The organism is Sphingopyxis macrogoltabida (genome assembly GCF_001307295.1).
Taxonomy (GTDB): domain Bacteria; phylum Pseudomonadota; class Alphaproteobacteria; order Sphingomonadales; family Sphingomonadaceae; genus Sphingopyxis; species Sphingopyxis macrogoltabida_B.
In genome coordinates, this window is record NZ_CP012700.1 from 2,402,601 (window position 1) to 2,428,501 (window position 25,901).

The 25,901-nt window shown below is 64.7% G+C and carries 26 protein-coding genes and 1 riboswitch; of the genes, 20 read left to right on the forward strand and 6 right to left on the reverse strand.

Annotated features, from left to right (window positions below; all coding sequences use genetic code 11):
* Window positions 1–68: 68 nt before the first annotated feature.
* Entirely contained in the window at window positions 69–1,304 is a 1,236-nt protein-coding gene (locus tag AN936_RS11315) for a histidine-type phosphatase (protein WP_054588247.1), read from the forward strand.
* Between the two features lie 360 nt (window positions 1,305–1,664).
* The gene (locus AN936_RS11320; protein WP_054588248.1) at window positions 1,665–1,916 is read left to right on the forward strand and encodes a hypothetical protein; all 252 of its coding nucleotides are present in this window, start codon (window positions 1,665–1,667) and stop codon (window positions 1,914–1,916) included.
* A gap of 482 nt (window positions 1,917–2,398) precedes the next feature.
* Here AN936_RS11320 and serB read toward each other — a convergent pair whose 3' ends face one another.
* Window positions 2,399–3,283 carry a phosphoserine phosphatase SerB gene (gene serB / locus AN936_RS11330; RefSeq protein WP_054588250.1) on the reverse strand — a complete coding sequence of 295 codons (885 nt, stop codon included), beginning with the start codon at window positions 3,281–3,283 and terminating at the stop codon, window positions 2,399–2,401.
* On the opposite strand from serB, the gene miaA reads away from it, so the two are divergent.
* The 8 genes from miaA (at window position 3,282) to AN936_RS11370 (ending at window position 11,507) form a co-directional block, all read left to right on the forward strand.
* Complete coding sequence (gene miaA / locus AN936_RS11335) at window positions 3,282–4,241, forward strand: tRNA (adenosine(37)-N6)-dimethylallyltransferase MiaA (protein WP_054588251.1); 960 nt, start codon at window positions 3,282–3,284, stop codon at window positions 4,239–4,241. The two genes, serB and miaA, sit on opposite strands and share 2 nt — an antisense overlap.
* A gap of 75 nt (window positions 4,242–4,316) precedes the next feature.
* Entirely contained in the window at window positions 4,317–6,071 is a 1,755-nt protein-coding gene (gene ilvB / locus AN936_RS11340; RefSeq protein ID WP_054588252.1) for a biosynthetic-type acetolactate synthase large subunit, read from the forward strand.
* Between the two features lie 4 nt (window positions 6,072–6,075).
* Window positions 6,076–6,591 carry an acetolactate synthase small subunit gene (ilvN, locus tag AN936_RS11345; RefSeq protein ID WP_054588253.1) on the forward strand — a complete coding sequence of 172 codons (516 nt, stop codon included), beginning with the start codon at window positions 6,076–6,078 and terminating at the stop codon, window positions 6,589–6,591.
* A gap of 125 nt (window positions 6,592–6,716) precedes the next feature.
* The gene (gene ilvC, locus AN936_RS11350; protein WP_054590241.1) at window positions 6,717–7,751 is read left to right on the forward strand and encodes a ketol-acid reductoisomerase; all 1,035 of its coding nucleotides are present in this window, start codon (window positions 6,717–6,719) and stop codon (window positions 7,749–7,751) included.
* A gap of 49 nt (window positions 7,752–7,800) precedes the next feature.
* Entirely contained in the window at window positions 7,801–8,403 is a 603-nt protein-coding gene (locus tag AN936_RS11355) for a DUF6151 family protein (protein WP_054588254.1), read from the forward strand.
* 16 nt (window positions 8,404–8,419) lie between these two features.
* Complete coding sequence (locus AN936_RS11360; protein WP_054588255.1) at window positions 8,420–9,556, forward strand: 8-amino-7-oxononanoate synthase; 1,137 nt, start codon at window positions 8,420–8,422, stop codon at window positions 9,554–9,556.
* On the forward strand, window positions 9,553–10,164 hold the full coding sequence (bioD, locus tag AN936_RS11365; RefSeq protein ID WP_054588256.1) for a dethiobiotin synthase: 612 nt from the start codon (window positions 9,553–9,555) through the stop codon (window positions 10,162–10,164). The genes AN936_RS11360 and bioD overlap by 4 nt, the downstream gene beginning before the upstream one ends.
* A 92-nt stretch (window positions 10,165–10,256) precedes the next feature.
* Entirely contained in the window at window positions 10,257–11,507 is a 1,251-nt protein-coding gene (locus AN936_RS11370) for an adenosylmethionine--8-amino-7-oxononanoate transaminase (RefSeq protein WP_054590242.1), read from the forward strand.
* Window positions 11,508–11,549: 42 nt separating this feature from the next.
* Here the strand turns inward: AN936_RS11370 and AN936_RS11375 are convergent, their stop codons facing one another.
* Genes AN936_RS11375 through AN936_RS11390 form a run of 4 tightly spaced genes read right to left on the reverse strand, consistent with a single transcriptional unit; the run spans window position 11,550 to window position 13,008 of the window.
* The gene (locus tag AN936_RS11375) at window positions 11,550–11,819 is read right to left on the reverse strand and encodes a hypothetical protein (RefSeq protein WP_054588257.1); all 270 of its coding nucleotides are present in this window, start codon (window positions 11,817–11,819) and stop codon (window positions 11,550–11,552) included.
* A 32-nt stretch (window positions 11,820–11,851) separates the two neighbouring features.
* Window positions 11,852–12,085 carry a hypothetical protein gene (locus tag AN936_RS11380; RefSeq protein ID WP_054588258.1) on the reverse strand — a complete coding sequence of 78 codons (234 nt, stop codon included), beginning with the start codon at window positions 12,083–12,085 and terminating at the stop codon, window positions 11,852–11,854.
* Window positions 12,075–12,377 (reverse strand): DUF2384 domain-containing protein, encoded by a 303-nt coding sequence (locus AN936_RS11385; RefSeq protein ID WP_054588259.1) that lies wholly within the window; start codon window positions 12,375–12,377, stop codon window positions 12,075–12,077. The genes AN936_RS11380 and AN936_RS11385 overlap by 11 nt, the downstream gene beginning before the upstream one ends.
* Window positions 12,367–13,008, reverse strand: a complete 642-nt coding sequence (locus AN936_RS11390) for a hypothetical protein (protein ID WP_054588260.1) — start codon at window positions 13,006–13,008, stop codon at window positions 12,367–12,369. Before AN936_RS11390 ends, AN936_RS11385 begins: the two co-directional genes overlap by 11 nt.
* Before the next feature lie 517 nt (window positions 13,009–13,525).
* Here AN936_RS11390 and AN936_RS11395 point away from each other — a divergent pair.
* The 10 genes from AN936_RS11395 to metE all read left to right on the forward strand — a co-directional run bounded on the left by AN936_RS11395 (window position 13,526) and on the right by metE (window position 24,696).
* Entirely contained in the window at window positions 13,526–13,951 is a 426-nt protein-coding gene (locus AN936_RS11395) for a hypothetical protein (RefSeq protein WP_054590243.1), read from the forward strand.
* Window positions 13,952–14,004: 53 nt separating this feature from the next.
* Entirely contained in the window at window positions 14,005–14,640 is a 636-nt protein-coding gene (locus AN936_RS11400; protein WP_054588261.1) for a YceI family protein, read from the forward strand.
* 165 nt (window positions 14,641–14,805) lie between these two features.
* Entirely contained in the window at window positions 14,806–15,294 is a 489-nt protein-coding gene (locus tag AN936_RS11405) for a rhodanese-like domain-containing protein (RefSeq protein ID WP_054588262.1), read from the forward strand.
* 204 nt (window positions 15,295–15,498) lie between these two features.
* Window positions 15,499–17,163: a 2-isopropylmalate synthase gene (leuA, locus tag AN936_RS11410; protein WP_084758293.1), complete on the forward strand. Its 1,665-nt coding sequence runs from the start codon at window positions 15,499–15,501 to the stop codon at window positions 17,161–17,163.
* A 104-nt stretch (window positions 17,164–17,267) separates the two neighbouring features.
* On the forward strand, window positions 17,268–18,437 hold the full coding sequence (locus AN936_RS25315; protein ID WP_201782914.1) for a hypothetical protein: 1,170 nt from the start codon (window positions 17,268–17,270) through the stop codon (window positions 18,435–18,437).
* 753 nt (window positions 18,438–19,190) lie between these two features.
* The gene (locus tag AN936_RS11420; RefSeq protein ID WP_054588264.1) at window positions 19,191–19,499 is read left to right on the forward strand and encodes a hypothetical protein; all 309 of its coding nucleotides are present in this window, start codon (window positions 19,191–19,193) and stop codon (window positions 19,497–19,499) included.
* A gap of 77 nt (window positions 19,500–19,576) precedes the next feature.
* Window positions 19,577–20,563, forward strand: coding sequence for a hypothetical protein (locus tag AN936_RS11425; protein ID WP_054588265.1), 987 nt, complete (start codon window positions 19,577–19,579; stop codon window positions 20,561–20,563).
* A gap of 99 nt (window positions 20,564–20,662) precedes the next feature.
* The gene (locus tag AN936_RS11430) at window positions 20,663–21,211 is read left to right on the forward strand and encodes a GNAT family N-acetyltransferase (protein ID WP_054588266.1); all 549 of its coding nucleotides are present in this window, start codon (window positions 20,663–20,665) and stop codon (window positions 21,209–21,211) included.
* A gap of 209 nt (window positions 21,212–21,420) precedes the next feature.
* Window positions 21,421–21,987 carry a hypothetical protein gene (locus AN936_RS11435; RefSeq protein WP_149037652.1) on the forward strand — a complete coding sequence of 189 codons (567 nt, stop codon included), beginning with the start codon at window positions 21,421–21,423 and terminating at the stop codon, window positions 21,985–21,987.
* A 60-nt stretch (window positions 21,988–22,047) separates the two neighbouring features.
* A riboswitch (cobalamin riboswitch) is annotated at window positions 22,048–22,253 on the forward strand.
* Between the two features lie 118 nt (window positions 22,254–22,371).
* Window positions 22,372–24,696, forward strand: coding sequence for a 5-methyltetrahydropteroyltriglutamate--homocysteine S-methyltransferase (gene metE / locus AN936_RS11440; RefSeq protein WP_054588268.1), 2,325 nt, complete (start codon window positions 22,372–22,374; stop codon window positions 24,694–24,696).
* 59 nt (window positions 24,697–24,755) lie between these two features.
* Here metE and AN936_RS11445 read toward each other — a convergent pair whose 3' ends face one another.
* Window positions 24,756–25,868, reverse strand: coding sequence for a choice-of-anchor A family protein (locus AN936_RS11445; RefSeq protein ID WP_054590245.1), 1,113 nt, complete (start codon window positions 25,866–25,868; stop codon window positions 24,756–24,758).
* Window positions 25,869–25,901: the final 33 nt, after the last annotated feature.

The following is a 25,901-nucleotide window of genomic DNA, read 5'->3' on the forward strand; positions in this document are numbered from 1 at the left end:
CAATCATTGATGAAACATATTTTCTGTTATACGACATACCGATATATTTATTCTAATAGGAGAGCGAAGTGAAGCGGATATTCCTCCTGTCGACCGCGCTGCTGGCCGCCTGCGCGGCGCCTGCCCCCGGCACCGGGACCGCATCCCCCGCCGCCGCGCCGGGTCCGCTCAAGCTCGAAAAGGTCGTGATGCTGATGCGCCACGGCATCCGCCCGCCGACCAAGGCCTCTGTCGTTCCCGCCGGCTATTCGGACGAGCGCTGGCCCGACTGGCCGGTCGACTATGGCCTGCTCACCCCGCGCGGCGGCGCCGGGGTGAAGCTGCTCGGCGAAAGCGACCGCCTCTGGTTCGGCGACCGCGGGCTGTTTCCGGGCGGCTGCCCCGCCGCGGGGACCATCGTGCTCAAGGCCAGCTACAAACAGCGAACGATCGACACCGCGCGCAACTGGGCCGCTGGCTTCATGCCCGGCTGCGCCGTCGATGTGTCGCACCCGGCGGGCGCCGACGACGATGCGATCTTCCACGGCCTCGACGGTGCGCCGCCGTCGTTCGACGGCAAGCGCGCCTATGACGCCTCGCTCGCCGAAGCGCCCGAGGGCGGGCTCGCCGCCGACACCGAACGCCATCGCGGCGAACTCACCCTGCTGGCAAAAGTGCTGAACTGCGCCCTTCCCGCCTGCCCTCTCGTCGCCGAGCCGAGCCGGCTGATCGCGCAGCCGCACGACCGCCCCGACCTCGAAGGCCCGCTCGACGTCGGCTCGACCGCCAGCCAGACCTTGCTCCTCGAATATCTCGAAGGCATGCCGATGGAGCAGGTCGGCTGGGGCCGCGTCAGCCGCGCCGAGATCGAACAGTTGCTGCGCTTCCACCCGCTGAAGTTCCGCTATGCCAACCGCCCCGGCTATATCGCCGCCGCGGCCGCTGCACCGATCGTCGGCGAAATCGTCGCGGCGCTCGGCGATACCAGCCCCGCGCGGCTGACCCTGCTCGCCGGCCACGACACCAATGTCGCCGACCTCGGCGGCTTCTTCGACCTCCACTGGCAGGTGCCGAGCTATCCCGCCGACGAGGTACCGCCGGGCAGCGCGCTCGGCTTCGAGCTGGTGAGCGATGCCAAGGGCGAACGCTATGTCCGCGCCTTCTATCGCGGCCAGACGATGGACCAGCTGCGCAATCTCGAACCGCTCGGCCGCGGCGACACCTTCTTCCGCCGCTACCTCCCGATCCCCGGCTGCGGCAATTCGGCCGAAGCGACCGCCTGCACCTGGACCGCCTTCACCCGCCTCGCCGCACCGCGAGGATAAGGACAGGCGGGGCGATCGCACCAATCCTCCCTGCGGCGCAGCCATGGGGAGGGGGACCACCGCGAAGCGGTGGTGGAGGGGCCCCGACGCTGGCGCCATCAGCCCCTCCGTCAGCGCTCCGCGCTGCCACCTCCCCATCGCTACGCGACAGGGAGGATATCTACTGCCTCGTCACCCTCTAACGAGACACGTGGCTCGTTAGACTTGATCCGGGGTCCATCCACGCGCCGTCGGCGTCATGGACCCCGGATCAAGTCCGGGGTGACGACTGTCTGCAATCGACCGAAGGCGGACGTTAAACATCTGTTCGACAAACCGTACTATCGGATGTCCAGAGGCCACGATTGAGACGAGGGAACGATGGAGCTATTCGGTACACCGGACAGGAGCGGACGCTTCCGTACCGACGACGGCGTAGGACGTCTCGCCGAAGCGACTCTATACCTCAGTGTATCCGAAATGCTGAAGCTGTCCGAATTTTTGGCGAAATGCGCTCGCGAAGCGCACGAGTTTGATCTTTGGGACCATGAGCATTTTGCCGACTTTCTAAGCCTCAGCGATTCATCATATGATGGCCCCGATATAATTGTGCACCTGCCCGAGCAGGGATGATTGTCCCGAAACGACCGATTGCGGAAATTAGCCAACGAGCATTTTCCGCCGTTCGGCCAACGTTAGGGCGAGCACGCATACAGTGGACGTGACGGAGGATAAAGCAACGGCGTCAAGCAAGCTGGTGCCGTCAATCGCCCACCAGCTACCGCAGACAACGATAGGCCCTAAGACACAAAACGGTATGATGTGTCGGTCTAGGGCGTTCGGCCTAAACCAAACGATAGCGAGGACAGTCGCGATCCAGGGGAGCGATAATATCGCACCCGCAAACGTGCCGACAAATGCTCCCGCACCAAACCCACCCGAGGTTCCAATCGTTCCGTAGAAGCCGACGGTCAACAGGCCGACGAAGTGAGCGATACCAATACGCACTGCCAAAATTTGTCGACGACTGGGGCTTGTCATTCCCGGATAATAGCTTTCGAAGATTTACTAGGCAACGTCCGCTTCCCACCCCAAACCCGCCACTCACGAAACCCTTACCCCAGCACCCACGACCGCCGCGGATAGCCCTGCGCCCACAGCAGCGCCGTCAAATCATGATGCCGGATCGCCGCCGCTGCCGCTTCGCCCGCCGCCGGGTGCGGGTGATAGCCGATGCCGAGCCCCGCCGCGGTGATCATCGGGATGTCGTTGGCACCGTCGCCGACCGCCAGCGTGTCGGCGAGCGGCAGGCCGTGCCTTGCCGCTTCGGCCTTCAGCGTCTCCAGCTTCGCGGCGCTGTCGACGATCGGCTCCAGCACCTTGCCGGTCAGCCGGCCGTTCGCGATCTCCAGTTCGTTCGCGATCACCTTGTCGAAACCGATCGCCTCGCCGACCGGGCCGGCAAAGGGCATGAAGCCGCCGGAGATCAGGATCGAATATGCGCCATGCGCCTTCATCGTCTGGATCAATGTCCGCGCGCCGCGGGTCAGCCGCACGCGTTCCATCCGGCAATCGACCAAAGTCGATTCGGCCATCCCGCCGAGCAGCCCGACGCGTTCGGCCAGCGCGGCGGCAAAATCGATCTCGCCGCGCATCGCGCGTTCGGTGATCGCCGCGATCTGCGGCTTCAGCCCCGCATAATCGGCCAGTTCGTCGATGCATTCGACGGTGATCATCGTCGAATCCATGTCGGCGATGATCAGCTTCTTGGTGCGGTCGCCGAGCGGCTGGACGACGACGTCGAGCGCGCCATGATCCATTTTCGCCAGTTCGGCGCGCGCGCTCACCAGACTGCCCTGAAAGACGATATCGGCGGCGTCGCCCTCGTCGAGCCAGTGCGGCGCCCCCACCTCATGTTCCGTCGCATCGAGCCGGTCGATTGCCTCGCGGACCACCTCGCCCGTCAGCTTTCCGGCTGCTATCAGCGTTGCGACGAACATGGCATCTCCTTCATTCTTTCGCGGCGACCTGCCGCCTGTCGCGCTTATCGCCGGACCCACCGCCAGCGGCAAGAGCGCATTGGCGGTGATGCTGGCAAAAGCCTGTCCCGGCGCGGTCGTCGTCAACGCCGACGCCAGCCAGGTCTATGCCGACCTCGCCATCCTCTCGGCGCGTCCGACCGCCGAAGAGATGGCGGACGTGCCCCACCATCTCTTCGGCCATGTCGATGCCGCCGAGGCGTATAACGCCGCACGCTGGGCCGACGAGGCCCGCCACCTCATCTCTCACGCACACGCCGCGGGGAAGGTTCCGATCCTCGTCGGCGGCACCGGCCTGTACCTGCGCACCCTGCTCGACGGCATCGCGCCGGTGCCCGAAATCGACCCCGCCGTGCGCGAAGCGGTGCGCGAGCTGCCGGTTGCCGACGCCCACGCCGCGCTCGCTGCGCTCGACCCCGCCGCGGCGGCGCGGCTGGGCGCCGCCGACCGCACCCGCGTCGCGCGCGCGCTCGAGGTCGTCCGCTCGACCGGCCGCACCCTCGCCGACTGGCAACAGGCGCGCGAGGGCGGCATCGCGGGCGCCATCGCCCTCACCCCCTTCGTCCTGCTGCCACCGCGCGACTGGCTGCGCGCCCGCTGCGACACGCGCCTCGTCGACATGTTCGCGCGCGGCGCGATCGAGGAGGTCGAAGCGCTGCTGGCGCGCCATCTCGACCCCGACCTGCCCGCGATGCGCGCGATCGGAGTACCGCAGATCGCACGCCATCTGGCGGGCGAAATCACCCGAGCCGAAGCGCTCGACCTGACGCAGGCGGCGACCCGCCAATATGCCAAGCGCCAATATACGTGGTTCCGCCATCAGCCCCCGGCGAGCTGGCTACGTCATGAGGAGATATTATCGGTCGACAATGTCAATGGAATAGCAATAATATTACGTGAAAAGCTGTTGACAGGATAGAATCATACACCTATTGCCCGCAACCCTGTTGCAGCGCACAAGCGCTGCGTTTTTTGTATCGGAAGGAGTTTCGTCGTGACGGAAATGAGTGGTGCCGACATGGTGGTTCAGGCGCTGGTCGACCTCGGGGTCGACACGGTGTTCGGCTATCCGGGCGGCGCGGTCCTTCCGATTTACGACGCACTCTACAAGCATCCGACGATCAAGCATGTCCTCGTCCGCCACGAACAGGCGGCGACCCACGCGGCCGAAGGTTATGCGCGCTCGACGGGCAAGCCCGGCGTCGTGCTCGTCACCTCGGGCCCCGGCGCGACCAACGCGGTCACCGGCATCACCGACGCGCTGCTCGACTCGATTCCTATGGTCGTGCTCACCGGGCAGGTGTCTACCGCGCTGATCGGCACCGACGCCTTCCAGGAATGCGACACGGTCGGCATCACGCGCCATTGCACCAAGCATAATTATCTCGTGATGGACCCCGAACGCCTCGGCCCGATCCTGCACGAGGCGTTCCATATCGCGACCCACGGCCGCCCCGGCCCGGTGGTGATCGACATTCCGAAGAATGTGCAGGTCGCGACCGGCGAATATGTCGTGCCCGAAAATATCCTGCACAACAGCTATCGCCCGCAGGTCGAACCCGATGGCGATGCGATCGCCCGCGCCGTCGCGATGATCGCCGCCGCCGAACGCCCGGTCTTCTACACCGGCGGCGGCGTGATCAACGCCGGTCCGGCCGCCAGCGCCGCGCTGCGCCAGCTCGTCGCGCTCACCGGCGCGCCCGTGACCTCGACGCTGATGGGGCTCGGCGCCTTTCCGTCCGACGATGAAAAATGGCTCGGCATGCTCGGCATGCACGGGACGTACGAGGCCAATATGGCGATGAACCGCGCCGACCTGATCATCGCGGTCGGCGCGCGCTTCGACGACCGCGTCACCGGCCGCCTCGACGCTTTTTCGCCGGACTCGAAGAAGATCCACATCGACATCGACCGCAGCTCGATCAACAAGATCGTTCCCGTCGACCTCGCCATCGTCGGCGACGCCGGCCGCGCGCTCGCGGCGATCGTCGCCGACTGGCAGGCGGCGGGCCACAAGGCGCGCGACCTTGGCGAATGGTGGCGCCGCGTCGACGGGTGGCGCGCGACGCGCTGCCTCGACTTCCCCGAAAAGAAGGAAGCCGACGCCGAAATCATGCCGCAGCGCGCGGTCAAGGCGCTGTTCGACGCCACGCGCGGCCGCGACCCGATCGTCACCACCGAAGTCGGCCAGCACCAGATGTGGGCGGCGCAGCATTTCGGCTTTGCCGAACCCAACCGCTGGCTGACCAGCGGCGGGCTCGGCACGATGGGTTATGGCTTCCCCGCCGCGGTCGGCGCGCAGATCGCCAACCCCGACCGCCTCGTCATCTGCATCGCGGGCGAAGCCTCGCTCCAGATGAACATCCAGGAAATGGGCACCGTCGCGCAGTACCGCCTGCCGGTGAAAATCTTCATCCTCAACAACGAATGGATGGGGATGGTCCGCCAGTGGCAGGAACTGACCTACGAAAGCCGTTATTCAAACAGCTATTCGGACAGCCTGCCCGATTTCGTGAAGCTCGCCGACGCCTATGGCTGGACGGGCCTCCGCATCGACACGCTGGGAGAACTCGAGGCGGGCATCCAGACGATGCTCGACACGCCGGGCCCGGTGATCGTCGACTGCCGCGTCGCGAAGCTCGCCAACTGCTTCCCGATGATCCCGTCGGGCGCCGCGCACACCGAAATGCTCCTCCAGCCGAGCGACGTCACCGGCACGATGGACGACGAAGCCAAGGCACTGGTGTAACATCATGAAAATCAAGACCGAAGCCGGCGAGCGCCACGTGCTCGCCATCACCGTCGACAACGAGGCCGGGGTGCTCGCCAAGATCACCGGGCTGTTCACCGCGCGCGGCTATAACATCGAAAGCCTGACCGTGGCCGACATCAGTTCGGACCATGCCCTCTCGCGCATCACCATCGTCACCAACGGCCCGCCGCCGATCATCGACCAGATCATCGCACAACTCGACCGCCTCGTGCCGGTGCACAAGGTCACCGACCTCACCGACAATGGCGCGCACGTCGAACGCGAGATCGCGCTGGTCAAGGTCGCGGGCACCGGCGACAAACGGATCGAGGCGCTGCGCCTTGCCGACGTGTTCCGCGCCAAGGTCGTCGACACGACGATCAGCAGCTTCATCTTCGAAATCACCGGCAACAGCGAAAAGGTCGACCGCTTCGTCGCCCTGATGCGCGAATGCGGGCTGGTCGAAGTCGGCCGCACCGGCGTCGTCGCCATCGCGCGGGGAGCCGAGGCGCTTTAGAGTTTATCACCAACCTTCGTCATCCCGGCGAAGGCCGGGATCTCACCGTGGCGGCCTGACGCAAGGGCGAGATCCCGGCCTTCGCCGGGATGACGATCCAGCAGATGTACGAAGGGGTTTATCCAATGCAGGTTTATTACGATCGCGACGCCGACCAGGATCTGATCAAGGGCAAGAAGGTCGCCATCCTCGGTTACGGCAGCCAGGGCCACGCCCACGCCCAGAATCTCCGCGACAGCGGCGTGAAGGAGGTCGCGATCGCGCTCCGCCCCGGCTCCGCCACCGCGAAAAAGGCCGAAGGCGCCGGCTTCAAGGTGCTGTCTAACAAGGAAGCCGCCGAATGGGCCGACGTCATCATGGTGGCGGCTCCCGACGAACATCAGGCGAAAATCTATGCCGACGACCTCGGCCCGAACATGAAGCCCGGCGCCGCGCTTGCCTTCGCGCACGGCCTCAACATCCACTTCGGGCTGATCGAGGCGCGCCCCGACATCGACGTCTTCATGGTCGCGCCGAAGGGCCCCGGCCACACCGTGCGCAGCGAATATCAGAAGGGCGGCGGCGTCCCCTGCCTGATCGCGGTCGCGCAGGAAGCCAGCGGCAACAGCGGCAACGGCCACGCCAAGGCGCTTGCCCTTTCCTATGCCTCGGCGGTCGGCGGCGGCCGCAGCGGCATCATCGAGACGACCTTCAAGGAAGAGTGCGAAACCGACCTGTTCGGCGAACAGGCCGTGCTCTGCGGCGGCGTCACCCACCTCATCCAGGCGGGTTTCGAAACGCTGGTCGAGGCGGGCTATGCCCCCGAAATGGCCTATTTCGAATGCCTCCACGAAACCAAGCTGATCGTCGACTTGCTCTATGAAGGCGGCATCGCCAACATGCGCTACTCGATCTCGAACACCGCCGAATATGGCGACATCAAGACCGGCCCGCGCATCATCACCGACGAGACCAAGGCCGAGATGAAGCGCGTCCTCGCCGACATCACCTCGGGCCGCTTCGTCAAGGACTTCGTGCTCGACAATCAGGCCGGCCAGCCCGAGCTGAAGGCGAGCCGCAAGGCCGCCGCCGCGCACCCGATCGAAAAGACCGGCGCCGAACTGCGCGCGATGATGCCGTGGATCGCCAAGAACAAGCTGGTCGACAAGAACGTCAACTGACGCGTTCGGGTCGCTTTCGCAATCGCGGGTAAAGGATTAGGGAGGGGCCATGGCCGCCGACCTTTCCTTTGCCTGCGCTTGCGGGACGGTTTCCGGAACGCTGCTCGGCGCCGGTCCAGATCAGGGCGACCATGTCATATGCCATCGCACCGACTGCCAGGATCTGACGCATTATCTCGGCCACGCCGGGCGCGTGCTCGACGACCATGGCGGCACGTCGCTCTACCAGTCGCGGTGCGCGTGGATGCGGATCGACACCGGCCGCGACCGCCTCGCCTGCATCCATATGACCGACAAGCCGACGCTGCGCTGGTACGCGTCCTGCTGCGGCATGCCGCTGTTCAACAGCTACGCCAACGGCCGCATTCCCTATATCACGACGCAGGTCGCAGCCTGCGACCCGAGCGCGCGCGCCGCGCTGCTCGGCCCGCCGCTCGGCCACCTCTTCACGCAGGACGGCATCGGCGACACGAGCGCGCTGCCGAAGATGAGCATGGGCCGGTTGATGCGCCGCTTCTTCCCGCGCATGGTCCGCGACGTGATTTCCGGCGATCGCCGGCGCTGCGCCCTGTTCGACGCCGCCACGCTCGCGCCGATTGCGCCGCCGCACCGCCTGCCCGCCGCAGAGCGGCAGGCCGGACGCGACGGATGACGAGAGAGAAAGCCGCATGAACACCCCGCCCTTCGCCGCGCACCACGCCGACCTCGCCGGGCTTGCCGCCGACAATCGCCGCCGCATCCTCGCGCCGCGTGCCGGGGTCGATTTCGCCTCGAACGACTATCTCGGCCTCGCGGGCTCAGCCGTCCTCCGCGACGCGCTCGCCGCCGGAATCGCGCAGGGCCTGCCCGCCGGATCGGGCGGCTCGCGCCTGCTCCGCGGCAATCATGACGAACATGAAGCGCTCGAAGTGCATGCCGCGCGCCATTACGGCCACGAAGCGGCGCTGTTCTTCCCGACCGGCTTCGCCGCCAACGCCGCCTTTTTTGCAACGCTGCCGCAGCGCGGCGACCTGATCGTCCACGACGAGCTGATCCACGCCAGCGCCCACGACGGGATGAAGCTCGGCCGCGCCGCGCGCGTCGCCGCCGCGCACAACGATCCGCAGGCGTTCGACGATACGATCGCCGCATGGCGCGCCGCGGGCGGAACCGGGACGCCATGGATCGCGGTCGAAAGCCTCTATTCGATGGACGGCGACCGCGCCCCGCTCGCCGAGCTCGCGGCCGTCGCCGACCGCCACGATGCCGTCCTCGTCGTCGACGAAGCGCATGCGACCGGCGTCTACGGCCCGGCCGGACAGGGGCTCGCGCACGCCCTTATACGCCGCGACAATCTCGTCACCCTCCACACCTGCGGCAAGGCGCTCGGCGTCGAAGGCGCGCTGCTCTGCGCCCCTAACATCGTCCGCGATTTCATCGTCAACCGCGGCCGTCCCTTCATCTTCTCGACCGCGCCATCGCCGCTGATGGCATGGCTCGTCCGGCAAGCGCTCGAAATCGTCGCGACCGAGCCCGAACGGCAGGCCCGCCTGCTGTCGCTCGTCCGCCACGCCGAAAGCCGCCTCGCCGCACTCGGCCTGCCGCCCAGCGGCAGCCAGGTCCTGCCCGTCGTCATCGGCGACAATGCGCGCACGATGCGCATCGCCGGCGCGCTCCAGCAGGCGGGCTTCGACGTCCGCGGCATCCGCCCGCCCACCGTGCCGCAGGGCACCGCGCGGCTCCGCATCGCAATCACCCTCAATGTCGGCGAGGCAGAGATCGACGCAATGCTCGATACTCTCGCCGCCGCCATGGCGACGGCATGACCCGCCGCTTCGTCGTTACCGGCACCGACACCGGGATCGGCAAGACGGTCTTTTCCGCCGCGCTCGCCGGGGCGCTGGGACTGCCCTATTGGAAACCGATCCAGTCGGGCCTCGAGGAAGAGACCGACAGCGAGACGGTCGCCCGCCTCGCGCGCGTGCCCGTCCATCCCGAGGCGTATCGCCTCGTCACCCCCGCCTCGCCGCACCTTGCCGCCGAAATCGACGGCGTCACTATCGACGTGGGCCGGCTGACCCCGCCCGGCGGCGACCTCCTCGTCGAAGGCGCCGGCGGCGCGCTCGTCCCGGTCACCCGCTCGATCCTTTACGCCGACCTGTTCGCGCGCTGGCAAATCCCCGTAATCGTCTGCGCGCGCACCAGCCTCGGCACGATCAACCACAGCCTGATGACAATCGAGGCGCTGAAAGCGCGCGGTGTACCCATCCACGGCGTCGCTTTCCTCGGGGATGCGGTCGAGGACAGCGAAGCGATTATTGCCGACATCGGCGGCGTGCGGCGGCTCGGGCGTTTGCCGGTGGTCGATCCGCTCACGCCCGAAAGTCTCGCCGCCGCTTTTACCGCCAACTTTGACCCGACAGATTTCGCCTGATCCTGCATGCTCCCCGGCGTAAGCCGGGGCCCATGGAATTGTTGCACTGGACCCCGGCTTTCGCCGGGGAGCACGGACCCAAAGACATGACGATGAACCAATCCCCCGTCTGGCACCCCTTCACCCAGCACGGTCTCGGCGACCCGATCCCGCTCATCGACCGCGCCGCGGGCGCGTGCCTCTACGACGCCGCCGGCAATCGCTGGATCGACGCGATATCGAGCTGGTGGGTCACCACCCACGGCCACGCCCACCCGCGCATCATGGCCGCGATCCGCGCCCAGACCGAAAAGCTCGACCAGCTCATCTTCGCCGGCTGGACGCACGAACCCGCCGAAGAGCTCGCCGCCGAACTGATCCGCATCACCCCCGCCCCGCTCACCCGCGTCTTCTTCTCGGACTCGGGCTCGACCAGCGTCGAGGTCGCGCTGAAAATGGCGCTCGGCTACTGGTATAACATCGGCGAGCCGCGCCACCGCATCCTCGTCCTCGAACACAGCTATCACGGCGATACGATCGGCACGATGTCGGTCGGCGAACGCGGCGTCTACAACCGCGCCTGGCAGCCGCTGCTCTTCGACGTCGACACCATCCCGTTTCCGCACGAGGGGCAGGAACAGGCGACGCTCGACGCGCTCGAAGCGGCTTGTTCAAAGAAACCGGCCGCCTTCATCGTCGAACCGCTCATCCTCGGCGCCGGCGGCATGCTGATCTACCCCGCATGGGTGGTGGCCGAAATGCGCGCCATCTGCGCCCGCCACGACGTCCTGTTCATCGCCGACGAGGTGATGACCGGCTGGGGGCGCACCGGCACCCGCTTCGCCTGCGATCAGGCCGGGGTCATCCCCGACATCGTCTGCCTGTCGAAGGGGCTGACCGGCGGCGCGATCCCGCTTGCCGTCACTCTCTGCACCGATCCGATTTTCGACGCCCATTATTCGACCGACCGCGCCCGGACCTTCTATCATTCGTCGAGCTACACCGCGAACCCGATCGCTTGCGCCGCCGCCAACGCCAATCTCGAAATCTGGCGCGACGAACCGGTGCAGGCGCGCATCGACGCGCTCGCCGACGCGCAGGCCGCCCACCTTGCGCTGCTCGCCGCCGATCCGCGCGCGCGCAGCCCCCGCCGCCTCGGCAGCATCGCCGCGGTCGACATCGTGGTCCCCGACAACGGCTATCTCTCGACCTTCGCGCCGCGCCTGATCGCCTTCGCCCGCGACCACGGCGTCCTCCTCCGTCCGCTCGGCAACAGCGTCTATGTGATGCCCCCCTATTGCATCGCGCCCGATGAGCTGGCGCAGGTGTGGGACACGATCGGGGCTTCGCTCGACGCGTTATAATCGATTAAAGGCTGCTCGTTCGGCGGCTGGCAAGCCGGAAGGTTAAAACCGGGGGAGCGACAGCAGGGCCACGGGCGGAAAACTACCGCCCGCTATCGTCAGATAATAGCGTCGCGACGAACCTTGCTCTCTCGCGACAACATCGACCTTTTCATTCTGAAACCACACCCAGAAACGGTGTGTCCCGGCGGTGATCCAGTCGACGATCTGATCCGCGAGGAACAGGCTCTCGCCAACCTTGACGGCCGCAATGTGGTGCGTCCGGCCGTTACTGGCGGCTTCGCGAACGGCGATAATCTCATGATCGGCCATATGCAGAAGTCCGATGGTCTTGTCCTGGACGGCTAATAGCGAACCGGCACGATTCGGATCCGGTCGATGGCGCTGGGGGAAGCGCGCGATCGGGCGATCGCCGCCGCGCGAAGTGCGTCGAGCGCGATCGTTTCGTAACCATTTTCGTCAGGCTGCATCGGGAGATCGGTTTCGACGACAAGGATGACCCTTCGCGCAAGGCCGTCGATCTCCCACTCGAACCAGCATCGCACGATATGGCCTGCACCTCCGCGATCATCCTCCATGGGTCGCGCCGGGGAAAACGGATCGCGCATGGATTTCCCGTTCGATGTTCGCATAGCCCGCCTCGCTCTCGGTCGCGACAGCGATCGGACGCCCACCCAGAGCGGCGTCTTCTGTGTTGAGGAAGTCGAGCGCGGGATCGCGCCCGCCGAGCAACCGGAATGCCAGCGCGCTGATCGCGCCCTGCCGCCGCGCCCCTTCCGGCGCAAGCGGTATAATCCAGCGATTTCGCCGAAACGGGCTGGTTCGCGCGCGCGCCGGCGCGGGGCCGGGCTTGTCCTGATCAGATGTCATTGGCTTGATTTCCTTCCGTTCCGCCACCGGAATGCTGGCGCCGGAGCGCCGCGCGCGCCTCGTCGATGGTCGCATATCGAAATGGTCCGACGCGGAACTGTTCCGCATATGTGTGGACGATGCCCGCTTCCAATTGCGACCGGAATGGCTCGAGATGCACGGCGTCGTCGCGATGCAGTTCTGGCGCGGCAGGCAATTTGGCGGCGAGCGCGGCGAGCTTTTCCTCATCGAGGCCAAGCGCGCGGTAAATGTCGCGTCCGATAATCCAGATATCCTCCTGAACATTGGCAAGGCGGCCGACGATGTCGTCGAGGCCGAAGGACGTCCGTTGCTCCCCGGTCATCGCAAGCGCCTCGTTGACGAGCAATTCGGCAATCAGCGTGTCGCCCAGGAAAACCGGATAATTGGCCGCAGGCTCGGAAACCGGCGGGTCGGCCTTTGGACCGCCCTCTGCCTGCTCGGCTACCGCAGCAAAGCCGTCCTCCAACCCGCGCCGCTCGCGATATTCGTTGATCCGCTTGGCATAATAGCGCGGCAGGTCGAAACTCGGCAGCAGATGACCGTCGCGCCGGGCCTGGCTTACCGCCATCAAAGCCATCTGGTGATGATAGAGAAGTTGGTTGAGATCCATGTCTGCTCCCGTTTGCGGGAGCGCGAATGTCTCTCAGCCACAGGCATGCAAAAAGAAGCCCGCGATGAAAAGGATATGGGACCGGCAGCCCTTCTTTTCAAGGGTGAGGCTCCCCAAGTCGCCCCACAGCTTTTTGACGCAGGTGCGGGATACGATCGGGGCCTCGCTCGACGCATTGTGAGGAGCGAGTTTCGGCCGATGACGATCCCATCGTCACCCCGGGCTTGACCCGGGGCCCGCCTTATCTTTTCATGCGACGATGGAGCTTGCCCCTGCGCTTATATTCTGGTGCGGTCATCGCATGGCACGCTTACAACGGTGTTACCTCCCACCTCGTCCAGCGCATTCCTCAGCACCGCGAGGGGGCGCCCTTCACCACCCCCTTGGTTTCGCGCAATAAATCCCCATCTCTACAAAACCGCACCGCACCCCTGTTCGCATGCGAAGGTTCGGCTTAGGTTCATCTGGCCGGGCTAGCGTGATCCTCAGGGCACGGAGTGAGGGAATGACGACGACGATGAAAATGCCTTCCCGCCTCCTCTTCCCCCTGCTCGCGACCCTCGCGTTCGCCGCCCCGGCGCACGCCGACCCCAGCCTCGCGCAATCGGCCGAGCCGCCCGACAAATTCTCCTTCCTCATCACCTATGGCGCCGACCAGTGCCCCGAATCGTCGGGCGACGAGATCGTCGTCTGCGCGCAGGAACCCGAGACCGAACGCTACCGCGTCCCCAAGCCGCTGCGCGAGGAACTGAAGGAAGACGACGCACCGATGGGCGGCAGTTGGGCCTCGGCGGTCGAGGGCTATGACAGCATCGCGCGCACGACGCGCCCGAACAGTTGCTCGGCGGTGGGCAGCTATGGCTTCACCGGCTGCACCGCCGCGGCGATCCGCCAGTGGTTCGAGGAACGGCGCCTCTATGCGCAGCAGCAGGGCAAGGATTGACGCCGCGCCGTCCGCCAGCCTAGCCTGACGCCTCCCCCAATCAGGAGTTCGTCATGCGCTTTGTTCTCCCCCTCGTCGCTCTCGCTGCCGCCGTCGCGGTTCCCGTCATCGCGCAGAATGCGCCGCAGGTTCCGGGCCAGCCCGACAAGACACGCGTCGCGGCGGGCACGTACGCGGCCGATTCCGCGCACACGATGGTCGTCTGGGAAGTCGATCATCTGGGCTTCAGCAAATATACCGGCATCTTCGGCGACGTGACCGGCACGCTCGTCCTCGATCCCGCCAATCCCGCCGCGACGAAGGTCGATGTGACGATCCCGGTCGCCAAGGTCACCACCGCCAACGCCGGCCTCACGGCCCATCTGCTGCGCGCCGGCAAGGACGGCGGCAAGCCCGATTTCTTCGGCGCCGCGCCCGCCGACGCCAAATTCGTCTCGACCAGCGTCGTCCTCGACGACGACGGCGACGACGCAAAGGTCACCGGCAACCTCACCCTCAACGGCGTGACCAGGCCCGTGACGCTCGACGTCGATTTCCACGGCGCCGGCACCGGCATGAACAAGAAGGAAACCGTCGGTTTCCAGGCCGAAACGACGATCAAACGCAGCGACTTCGGCATCGCCTACGGCATCCCGATGGTCAGCGACGAAGTCGAACTCGAAATCCACGCGGCGTTCGAGAAGCAGTAAGGGCCCTTCGCTCGTCATTGCGAGGAGCCAAAGGCGACGCGGCAATCCAGAGTGGCATAGACCGCTCTGGATTGCTTCGCTCCGCTCGCAATGACGGTGGACTATATTCATCCCCCAGCCATCGCACCCCGCCTAACCTCCCCGTCTTTATCGGGAGGAACCATCATGCGCCGCACCCTGCTTCTCGCTCTCGCGCTCGCCCCCACCCCCGCGCTGGCGCAAGCCAATCCGCAGATAGATTACCCCGCCTTCCAGCAGCTCACGGCCAGCGTCGCGCCGCAACGCGCCGAACGCCTGCTCCCCTTCGACCGCTTCAAGGCCGAGGCCGCAAAGCCCGATGTCCTCCTCCTCGACGCGCGCTCGAAGGACGCCTTCGCCGCCGGGCATATCGCGGGCGCAGTCAACCTGCCGCTCACCGATTTCACCGCCGACAGCCTCGCCGCGGTGATCGGCGCCAATCCCGACCGACCGATCCTCATCTATTGCAACAATAATTTCGCGAACGACCGCGCCCCGGTGCCGATGAAGTCGCGCGCCCTCGCGCTCAATATCCAGACCTTCATCAACCTCGTCGGCTATGGCTATCCCAACGTCTGGGAGCTCGGCGACGTCATCGATATGGGCGATCCGGCGGTCGAGTGGGTGACGGGCTGAGCGTCACGCCGACGCAATTTTCGCACTCTCCGCTTGCCAAGCGCGACATTTTGAACCAATAGCCTGCCCATGCGCTCCGACGCCCTTCTTCTTCTGCGACTTACACGCCCTTGGGCGTGACACTGGCTGCGCGCTAGTCGCGGCCACCCGCTCAAGGGTCCGATCGACAAGCACCGCAACCGACAGCAGAAGAAGACCACATTCATGCCCATGCTCCGCGACCCCTCGGTCAAGTATAGCGCCTTCCCGCAGGTTCCCTTGGCGAACCGCGAATGGCCCGGCCGCGTCACCACCAGCGCGCCGATCTGGCTCTCCACCGACATGCGCGACGGCAACCAGTCGCTGATCGACCCGATGGATGCCGAGAAAAAGGCGCGCTTCTTCGACCTGCTCGTCCGCTGCGGGTTCAAGGAGATCGAAGTCGGCTTCCCCAGCGCCGGCGCGACCGAGTTCGACTTCATCTCGGGGCTGGTCAAGAACGGCCGCATCCCCGACGATGTGACGCCGCAGGTACTCACGCAAAGCCGCGCCGACCTCATCCGCACCAGCTTCGACAGCCTCGAGGGCGCAAAGACCGCGATCGTCCACGTCTATAACGCGGTCAGCCCCGCGTGGCGCAAGATCGTCTTCGGCATGGACATGGCCGACATCAAGCAGATCGCGATCGAGGGCGCGAAGCAGCTCCGCGACAATGCCGCGCGCCTGCCCGGCACCGACTGGCGCTTCGAATATAGCCCCGAAACCTTCTCGACCGCCGAGCTCGATTTCAGCATCGCCTGCTGCGAGGCGGTGATGGACATTCTCCAGCCCACCGCGGACAAGCCGATCATCCTCAACCTCCCCGCGACGGTCGAGGCATCGACGGCGAACATCTACGCCGACCAGATCGAATATTTCTGCAAGAACTTGCCCAATCGCGACCGCGCGATCATCTCCCTGCATACGCACAACGACCGCGGCACCGGCGTCGCGGCGGCCGAACTCGGCCTGCTCGCGGGCGCCGACCGCGTCGAGGGCTGCCTGTTCGGCAATGGCGAGCGCACCGGCAACACCTGCCTCGTCACCATCGCGCTCAACATGTACACGCAGGGCGTCGACCCACAGCTCGACTTCTCGAACATCGACGAGGTCATCCAGACGGTCGAATATTGCAACCAGCTCCCCGTCCACCCGCGCCACCCCTATGGCGGCGAGCTTGTCTACACCGCCTTTTCGGGCAGCCACCAGGACGCGATCAAGAAAGGCTTCGCCGCGCGCGAGCGCCAGAATGACGAACGCTGGGAAGTCCCCTATCTGCCCATCGACCCCGCCGACCTCGGCCGCAGCTATGAAGCGGTGATCCGCGTCAACAGCCAGTCGGGCAAGGGCGGCGTCGCCTGGGTGCTCGAACAGGACAAGGGCCTGAAACTGCCCAAGAAAATGCAGGCGAGCTTCAGCCATGTCGTGCAGGCACTCGCCGACCAGACGAGCCGCGAACTCGGCGCCGAGGACATCTGGCACGCCTTCGAGGGCCAGTATCTGACCACGTCGGGCAAGCGCTTCCAGCTCGTCGACTGGTCGGAGACGCACTCGGGCGCCGACCGCATCTTCGCCGGCAAGCTCACCATCGACGGCACCCCGCGCAGCGTCAGCGGCCGCGGCAACGGCCTGATGTCGAGCGTCATCGCCGCGCTCAGCGAAAGCGGCGGCCCGGTGATGGACATCGTCGACTATAGCGAGCACGCGATCGGCCAGGGCAGCAATGTGCAAGCCGCGGCCTATGTCGAATGCCGCACGGCGGACGGGAAAAGCCTGTTTGGCTGCGGGCTGGATACGGACGTCGCGACGGCGAGCGTGCGGGCGATTTTGTCGGCGGCTAATGGGGCTTGATCATTGGCGCCGCTAGAGTCCGCTAAATTGGCGTTCTCTCAAGTCTTTTATCTGGATCGCGAGACTAACTGCCGCCATACGTTCATCAACAAAACGGAGTCTGTATGAGCGAGATGAACTGGCTGCACGACAAGCGGACCGAATGTTATTCGGTTCAAACTACTATGTCTGTCGGCGACTACATAGATTTAATCAAGACGGCGCACTCAGCTCGCGGCGCGTTGAGCGGACAGCGTGACACTCTCAAAACGACGACTGCCAAGCGAATAAGAGACAGAATGGTTGGCGATCTTAGGCGCGGCGCCATCTTGCCACCTGTCGTTATTGGTGCCGTCGTAGATGAAGCGAAATTTGCTGAATATCCTATCACAAAGGCGAAGACTCCGACGGACATTCTCCCCGATGAAGTTCGTAAAGACCTATCCATCATTGACGGGATGCAGCGGACTTCCGCCCTCCTTGAAGCGGTCGAGATAGACTCTGCTGTCAGAAACAATCAAATGCGAGTGGAGTTCTGGCTGACCAAGAATGTGCGAACGATGGTGTATCGCATGCTCGTCCTCAATACCGGCCAAGTTCCTTGGACGCTAGCACGCCAGCTCTCGGTCGTGTTTGCACCGCTATTGAATGAAGTTCAGGACAAGGTTCCTGAGATTAACCGCATGTTCACGCCGGACAAGCCCGGTCGACGCGTAAATCCTGGAGAATTTAGTAGCGATGCGTTGGTCGAGTTGTACTTGGCTTTTTCCTTACGCAAGACGAACGTAGATACCAAGGAAGCTCTTTCAGATGAGTTTTCACGTCTGGATTTCGTGGAAAACTTGTCCGATAAATCGTTTCAAGAGTATTTTTACACGACGCTTTCCGTATTAACGAAGTTGGATGTATCATTCTCACGATATGACAATGGGACGAATGCAAAATTTTCCAAAGGTCGAAACATTTTCGACAGTCAGCCTGCAAGAATTGGCTTCACGGTAGCAACTGCTCAGCACGTATTGGGACGACCGGGCATGGATCGGGAATCAACCGACCGTGAATCCCGAATGGCGCAGCTTGAGAAAAATGCTTTGGCGCTGCTCTCAAAACTTGAAACCATGAATGCGGAAGAGTTGGGAGATTTCCTAAAGCTCGATGTTCTCGCAGAAACGCTTGATCGACGCGTCGGGCAAGTTGGCCGTTATGAGCGTGGTGTCTATTTTGAAGGTTTCCAAGTTCTCATTAGTGAAAATTTTGAACTGAGAAACATGGAGCCCTGCTGGCGAGCCAACTAGAAGTGTCAAGAAACCTGATCGGCGCTAACCAGTCAATTTTTCAGATTCTGGATACATATTGCGCGGCCAGAGGACTAAATTTGCAGAATGGAGGCAGTCCAAGATGGATTTCTTCTAAAGGTCCCGATCGTCATTTTATGATAAATGCGGACATCGGTGATTGCGTTCATTTCGGTCCACACAGAAAGCTCGCAAGACTGAATATATCGTCAAAGTCCTACCTTTGCACGATTGGCTTTGAGCGCAACCAAGGATTTCTAAGCCAAGCCGAGTTGGACCTTGACCCTGCATTTTCAACTGTTGCCTTGGCAGAATTAAAACCGCGCCCCACCGCTTCGCCGGCGGAAATCCGAGAGGTTGTTGAGTGGTCAGATAAGACCACTGACCCACAGTATCTCGGTCACGATCACGAGAGCGTCGCATCTCTCTTTCCCAAAATTCGTATCTACGGACTAGAAGGAAAAAGGCGATGAAGAAACGTGGAATGTATTCTTTCAGGCTTGCGTCGATGAGTGTGAGTTAGGCGCCTCTTGGGTCGAGAGCGACCTTGCTTTCACCTTGCGATCAATGTGTGGGCTTGACCAAAATCGTATTCCATATCGCGTCCTTTGCCGATCAATATTCGACAGCGACAAGAGCAGCTTTTTTCTTGCTCTATACCGATGCCTAGAAGCTCTCTATTCTTATTCGAGTTCGCATAGTTTAGCGAGCGCGCTAGATTTGAAAACATCTTGGGACGAGATTGCACGAGCATTGGAGGACAATCTGGGGTGGCATCCGCGTGAGGAAGATAGCTTAACGCGCCTCACGAAATTTTCATCGGCGGTCGATCTTAAGGCGATTTTGGAGGAATTTTCCGATCTGGACCTGCCCGAAGAATTTGAGCTGCTGAATAACAGGGCATCAAAAGCTATTTACAAGCTCAGAAATTCCATCGTCCACTATCGACCCGCTCAGCATAAGATTGAAATGGACACCATCAATTGGGAGAAGATTTGCCGTGCGATGGTCGGCATCGTCGTCGATGTCTACGAAGCTGTCTTTAGCGGCAAATCGGCTTAACGCCAGAGAATCCCCTTTCCTACAATTCACCCATATGGTTCATTCTGTCGGTTTCACCCAACCGAAAGGACGAATCGATGGACGACTCCCCGCACGATCCCGCGCATATCCCCGCCCCCGGCAGCTATCACTGGACGCCGCGGCTCCAGCGCGATTTTCTCGAAGCTTTCGCCACCAACGGGTCGGTAAAGATTTCGGCGGCGAAGGTCTGCATGTCGCCCGCCGCCGTCTATCAGCTGAGGCAGCGGCCCGAGGGCGCGGCGTTCCGGCTCGGCTGCGCCGCGGCGCTGCTGATCGCGCGCGGGCGGCTCGTCGACGAGCTGCTCGACCGCGCGATCTGGGGGCATGACGAGATGACCACCGTGATGCGCGAGGAGGATCGCAGCCTCTACAAGCGCCGCCGCATCGACAGCCGCCTCGGCCTCGCGATGCTCGCGCGGCTCGACAAGATGGTCGAAACGCGCGCGCGGGCGGGCGAGGAAATGCTGGCGCAGGTCATTGCCGGCGACTGGCCGGGATTCCTATCGCTGTTCGACGCCGCGGAGGCCGCGCGTACCGCCGCCGCCGAAGCATCGGCCGACGCGGCGCCCGACAGCGCAGCGGAAACCAGCCCCGCAACCGGCATGGCGGCCGCGCTCGCGCTCTGGCTCGCCGGCCGCGACAACCGCGCGGGGCCCCTCGCCGCCCTCTGGCGCGGCACTGGAATCGCGAATGAAGTTGCGCGGATTTCCGCCGATTGCGACGAAGAACCCGACGCCGAACCGACCCCGGAGGAAGAGGCGGCCGCGATGACCGTCTGGCCCGACGAGGACAGCGGCGAATGGCGCACCAATTTCCCGCCGCCCGACGATTTCATCGGCGACGAGGAAGGCCGGTTCGGCGACGAAGGCTATGAACGCGCCCTCGACGTCGACGAGGAAATCGCCCTCGACGCCGCCTTCGCCGAAGCCATCGCCCCGCTGCGCGCCGCCGGCGAAGCCGCCCGCCGCGCCTTTTTCGGCCTGCCGACACCCGCCAACGATCCGGCGCCGGCCGCAAAGGCCGCAAAACATGCGGGCGGCTAATGCTCCCTGTGGTGCACGGCCACGCCGCTTCCCCAACCCCCAGCATTTCTGGCGCTTGCGACCGCTGGACGCCGCCGCGCCGCGGTTTATACCGGCGCCATGCTGACGCACCGCCTTGCCACCCCCGCCGACCTCGACGCGCTGCGCGACGTGATGGCGCGCGCCATCGCCGAGTTGCAGCAGGGCTTTCTCGACCCCGCGCAGATCGCCGCCAGCCGCGCGGTGATGGGGCTCGATACCCAGCTCATCGCCGACGGCACTTACTTCGTCATCGAGGAAGCGGGTGCGGACGGGGTGAGGATCGCGGGCTGCGGCGGCTGGTCGCATCGCGCGACGCTCTATGGCGGCGACCACAGCAAGGATTTGCGCGATCCGGCGCCGCTCGACCCCGCGGTCGACGCGGCGCGCATCCGCGCGATGTACACCCACCCCGATTTCACCCGCCGCGGGGTCGGGCGGATGATCATGACGCTGTGCGAGGACGCCGCGCGCGCCGCGGGCTTTCGCCGTGCCGAGATGATGGCGACGCTGTCGGGCGAGCCGCTGTACCGCGCCTGCGGCTATACCCCGATCGAGCATGTCGACACCCCGGGCGCCGATGGCGTCGCGGTGCCGATGATCCGCATGGGGAAGGATTTGACCCCCTGACTCGCCATCCCGGCGAAGGCGGGGATCTCAAGGGCGCGGCCTTTAGCAGGGGCGAGATCCCGGCCTTCGCCGGGATGACGGTAAGCGGGGAAAGGTGAGTCGTCCCGCCGCCCGCCGCAGCGCGCCCACGCCTGACCGGATCGCCGTATCGCCCGCCGCCGCTTTGGCGTTAGGCGCGGTGGCAGGGGTTGGCTGATGGAGTAAGCATCGTGAACGCATTTACGCCCCCCGCCACGGGCGCCCGCCCCGCCGTGCCGGTCGATCCGGCGAATCCGGACGCGGCCGGGATGTTCTGGGGCCTGCAATATTGCCGCGCCGGCATGTTGTCGCTCACCCGCCTCGAACTGGCGATGGAAAGCGGCGACCGGCAACGGATCATCGAGGCGATCGACCGCCTCCACGCCCTCGACGGCGAGATCGAGCGCACCGTTGCCGCGCTGCCCGCCCCCGCCGCGCCCGACCCGGCGCGCGCCGCGATCGAGGAATATCTGGGGCGCGAGAAGATGGCGGTGGCGTTCGAAAAGCTCGTCCTCGCCAGCGGGATCAGCGGCCCCGGCATCGCCTCGCCCGCCGGACGCCCGCCGCGCCCGCATGCCCCCGCCGCCGCGGTGCCCGCGCACCCCGACGCGGGCGCCGACACCCTCTGGCCGACGCTCGACGACGAACCGCCCTTTGCCGCCCGGCCGGCGGGATTCCTCGCCGAATATGGCGCGAAAGCGGCGATCCTGCTCGCCATCGTCGCGGCGACCGGGGCGACGCTGGCGGTGGCATTGTAGGAGCGGGTACATCATATAAAGAAATCTTTATATGATGCTTGACAGAGGAGGGCGACAGGCTATGCTTCAGCCTGTCGAGGTTCTCCGCGTCCGCTTTGCGGGCAAGGAGCTAAGACGGGAAGCCGGTGCAAAACCGGCGCTGCCCCCGCAACTGTAAGCGGTGAGCGGCGGTCGCTACGTGTCACTGGTCCGGCAAGGGACCGGGAAGGCCAGACCGCCGCGGCGATCCGCGAGCCAGGAGACCTGCCTCGTCAGATACGTCCTCCGGCGGGGTGCCCGGTCAGGCCGCATGCACGCCTGTGCCGGCCCCGCCTTGCTTTGGGGTGCGCTGTTCCGTGCCTGCCCGTCTGACCGGCGCCTTGCCCCTTGCAAGGTGTTTGAACAATGACTGTCCGCGTCGCTACCCTCGGCTTTCCCCGCATCGGCCCCCGCCGCGAGCTCAAGCATGCCCTCGAAAGCTATTGGGCCGGCAAATCCTCGCTCGCCGACCTCCGCGCCGCCGCCGCGGGCCTCCGCGCTTCGGCCTGGGCCCGACAAAAGGCGCTCGGCGCCGACATCCTGCCGTCGAACGACTTCTCGCTCTACGACCATGTCCTCGACACCAGCGCCCTGATCGGCGCTGTGCCGCGCCGCTACGACTGGGACGGCGACACCGTCGATCCCGACCTCTATTTCGCCATGGCCCGCGGTTCGCAGGCCGATGCCGGCCACGCCGGCTGCACCCACGCCGCCGCCGACACCACGGCGATGGAAATGACCAAATGGTTCGACACCAACTATCATTTCCTCGTCCCCGAACTCACCGCCGGCCAGACATTCCGCATCGCCTCGACCAAGATTTTCGACGAGTATGAGGAAGCGAAAGCGCTCGGCTATCCGACCCGCCCCGTCCTTCTCGGTCCGGTCAGCTATCTGATGCTCGCCAAGGGCAAGGCGGTCGAACCGCTGGCGCTGCTCCCCCAGCTTCTCGACACCTACGCCGAAATCCTTGGTCGCCTTGCCGGTGCCGGCGCCGAATGGGTGCAGATCGACGAACCCTGCCTCGTCCTCGACCTGACCGACGAGCAGCGCACGGCGTTCGAGCGTGCCTATGCCCGCCTCGCCACCAGCGGGCCGAAACTGATGCTCACCACCTATTTCGGCGGCCTCGGCGATAACCTCGACCTTGTCGCAGGGCTTCCTGTTCACGGCCTCCATCTCGACCTCGTCCGGGCTCCCGGACAGCTCGAACCGGCGCTGCAGAAGCTGCCGCCGCACGTCCTGCTGTCGCTCGGCGTCATCGACGGCCGCAACGTCTGGCGCGCCAATCTTCCCGACCTCTACTGGCGCCTCAAGGATCTGGCGGGCCGGCGCGACCTCATTCTGGCGCCCAGTTGCTCGCTGCTTCACGTTCCGGTCGACCTCGCACTCGAAACCGCGCTCGATCCCGAAATCGCCCAATGGCTGAGCTTCGCGGTGCAGAAGATCGAGGAACTGGCCGCGCTTGCCAAGGCGCTGAATGAGGGCGAAGACGCCAGCTTCGCCGCCTTTTCGGCATCGCGGATCGCTGCGGTCGCCCGGCAGACATCGCCGAAGATCCACGACCCGGCGGTCGCGGCGCGCCTCGCCGCGCTCGACGAAAACGCGGCGCGGCGCACCTCGCCTTTCGCCGCCCGCCGTGAAGTCCAGCAAGCGCGCCTTTCCCTGCCGGCCTATCCGACGACGACGATCGGCTCCTTCCCCCAGACCCCCGAAGTGCGGAAAGCCCGCGCCGCGCATCTCAAGGGCGAGATCGACGACGCGGCCTATGCCCGGTATCTCCGCACCGAAACGCGCGCCGCGATCCGCTGGCAGGAGGAAATCGGCCTCGACGTCCTCGTCCATGGTGAGTTCGAGCGTAACGACATGGTGCAATATTTCGGCGAGCAGCTTGCCGGTTTTGCCTTCACCCGTGCCGGCTGGGTCCAAAGCTATGGCTCGCGCTGCGTCCGCCCGCCGATCCTCTATGGTGACGTCTCGCGCCCCGCGCCGATGACCGTCGATTGGTGGCGCTATGCGCAGGAACAGACCGAGCGGCCGATGAAAGGCATGCTCACCGGCCCGGTGACCATCCTCAACTGGTCGTTCGTCCGCGACGACCAGCCACGCGAGCAAAGTTGCCGCCAGATCGCGCTGGCGATCCGCGACGAAGTGCAGGATCTCGAAACCGCCGGTGCCGCGATCATCCAGATCGACGAAGCCGCGCTCCGCGAAGGCCTGCCGCTTCGCCGCGGCGAGTGGCAGCACTATCTCGACTGGGCGGTTGAAAGCTTCCGCATCGCCGCGTCGGGTGTCCGCGACGACACACAGATCCACACCCACATGTGCTATTCGGAATTCAACGACATCATCCGCGCCATTGGGGCGATGGATGCCGACGTCATCTCGATCGAGACCGCAAGATCGCAGATGGAATTACTCGGCGCCTTCGCCACCTATGTCTATCCGAACGAGGTGGGACCGGGCGTTTACGACATCCACTCGCCGCGCATCCCGGCGGTTAGCGAGATGGCCGACCTGCTCACGCTCGCTGGCAAACATGTGCCGTCGCAGCAAATCTGGGTGAACCCCGACTGCGGGCTCAAGACGCGGAAATGGGAAGAGGTCCGCCCGGCGCTGATCGCGATGGTCGCGGCAGCGCAGGCGATGCGCGCCAACTCGTCGGTGCGCCAGGCCGATGCCGTCGGCTGAAAGCATCGTGCCGCGCTGGGCCGGTGGAAAGCTCCGCTTTTCACCGGTCCGAGCGATGATTACTCGTCGCCTGCCGCGTCCGTCTTCGCACGGCGGCGGCGCATGTAGAGCAACCCGCCGACGCCGAGCGCGAACAGTCCGAACATGCCGGGCTCAGGAACCGGCACCGCCCCGCCCGAGCTACCGCCCGACGAAGTTCCACCGCTGGACGTCGTTCCGCCGCCCGAAGAAGTGCCGCCGCTCGGCGGGCTGACATAACCGCCCTTGAACGTCCCGATATGCATTTCGCCATTCTGGGTCAGGTTACCGAACACTGCCGATCCCTGGATGTAATTGCGAATCTCGGCATCGGCGAGCGGCGCCAGCACCGACCCGCCCCATGCCGTCGACTGTTTGAGGCTCTCGGCCTCTGGGAAATTCCAGATGACATGTTCGCCAAGGTTGTTGGTGCCGCCGAGGAAATTGTCATTGAGGTTGATCGTCCGCCCGCTGACATTGACGATCGCCGTGTCGGCGCCGTTCAGATTGAACTGAATCTCGCCGATCTTGTCGAGGTCGGCAGCGCTGATGTTGAACACCGCCAGCCCCTTCGCATCGGGCTGCGCAGTGAAGGTACCGCGGTTGCCCTGGATGGTCAGTTGGCTGTTCGTTTTCAGCGTCCCCATCTCGTAGGACAGGCTGTTCAGGCTCCCGGACAGCCGCGTCTTGTCCTGTTGCAGATTGACGCCGAACGCTGGATTGCTGGCGTTGATATTCGACAGCACCGTATTCTGGTTGACGTTGGTGTTGCTGATCGTTCCGCCGACCTTCACCGTCTGGTTCGGGCCGTTGAGGTTGAAACCGCTCGACACATTGCCGCCGACGATGGCGCCCGATCCGTTGTTGAGATTCTTGTGGCTGCCGGTGACGTTGCCGACGACGGTCAGCCCCGGCTGACCGTTCGCCGACGTCGTCGCGCGAATGCCATAGTTGGACGAATTGCCCGACAGGTTGCCGCCGACGAAAGTGCGCCCCTCGACCTCGGACGAGCTGTTGAGATCGCCAAGGACGACGAGGTTCCATTCGCGGAGCGCATCGATGCCGCTGATCTGGCTGCTCTGCGCCAAGGCGGGAACGGCAAGCACCGCCGCGACAAGCGCGACGGGAAGCAGAGAACGGGAGGATAAAGCCATGTAAATCATGTCCATAAATGGATGAAGGAGGAA

Coding starts and splice junctions, on each gene's coding strand:
- ilvN (WP_054588253.1), top strand. CDS start 6,076: ATGAAAATCAAGACCGAAGCCGGCGAGCGCCACGTGCTCGCCATCACC.
- AN936_RS11320 (WP_054588248.1), top strand. CDS start 1,665: ATGGAGCTATTCGGTACACCGGACAGGAGCGGACGCTTCCGTACCGAC.
- AN936_RS11445 (WP_054590245.1), bottom strand. CDS start 25,868: ATGGCTTTATCCTCCCGTTCTCTGCTTCCCGTCGCGCTTGTCGCGGCG.
- AN936_RS11360 (WP_054588255.1), top strand. CDS start 8,420: ATGAACACCCCGCCCTTCGCCGCGCACCACGCCGACCTCGCCGGGCTT.
- AN936_RS11390 (WP_054588260.1), bottom strand. CDS start 13,008: ATGGATCTCAACCAACTTCTCTATCATCACCAGATGGCTTTGATGGCG.
- AN936_RS25315 (WP_201782914.1), top strand. CDS start 17,268: ATGAGCGAGATGAACTGGCTGCACGACAAGCGGACCGAATGTTATTCG.
- leuA (WP_084758293.1), top strand. CDS start 15,499: ATGCCCATGCTCCGCGACCCCTCGGTCAAGTATAGCGCCTTCCCGCAG.
- AN936_RS11355 (WP_054588254.1), top strand. CDS start 7,801: ATGGCCGCCGACCTTTCCTTTGCCTGCGCTTGCGGGACGGTTTCCGGA.
- AN936_RS11380 (WP_054588258.1), bottom strand. CDS start 12,085: ATGGAGGATGATCGCGGAGGTGCAGGCCATATCGTGCGATGCTGGTTC.
- serB (WP_054588250.1), bottom strand. CDS start 3,283: ATGTTCGTCGCAACGCTGATAGCAGCCGGAAAGCTGACGGGCGAGGTG.
- AN936_RS11425 (WP_054588265.1), top strand. CDS start 19,577: ATGGACGACTCCCCGCACGATCCCGCGCATATCCCCGCCCCCGGCAGC.
- AN936_RS11395 (WP_054590243.1), top strand. CDS start 13,526: ATGAAAATGCCTTCCCGCCTCCTCTTCCCCCTGCTCGCGACCCTCGCG.
- AN936_RS11385 (WP_054588259.1), bottom strand. CDS start 12,377: ATGACATCTGATCAGGACAAGCCCGGCCCCGCGCCGGCGCGCGCGCGA.
- metE (WP_054588268.1), top strand. CDS start 22,372: ATGACTGTCCGCGTCGCTACCCTCGGCTTTCCCCGCATCGGCCCCCGC.
- bioD (WP_054588256.1), top strand. CDS start 9,553: ATGACCCGCCGCTTCGTCGTTACCGGCACCGACACCGGGATCGGCAAG.
- AN936_RS11405 (WP_054588262.1), top strand. CDS start 14,806: ATGCGCCGCACCCTGCTTCTCGCTCTCGCGCTCGCCCCCACCCCCGCG.
- miaA (WP_054588251.1), top strand. CDS start 3,282: ATGGCATCTCCTTCATTCTTTCGCGGCGACCTGCCGCCTGTCGCGCTT.
- ilvC (WP_054590241.1), top strand. CDS start 6,717: ATGCAGGTTTATTACGATCGCGACGCCGACCAGGATCTGATCAAGGGC.
- AN936_RS11375 (WP_054588257.1), bottom strand. CDS start 11,819: ATGGCCGATCATGAGATTATCGCCGTTCGCGAAGCCGCCAGTAACGGC.
- AN936_RS11430 (WP_054588266.1), top strand. CDS start 20,663: ATGCTGACGCACCGCCTTGCCACCCCCGCCGACCTCGACGCGCTGCGC.
- AN936_RS11370 (WP_054590242.1), top strand. CDS start 10,257: ATGAACCAATCCCCCGTCTGGCACCCCTTCACCCAGCACGGTCTCGGC.
- AN936_RS11400 (WP_054588261.1), top strand. CDS start 14,005: ATGCGCTTTGTTCTCCCCCTCGTCGCTCTCGCTGCCGCCGTCGCGGTT.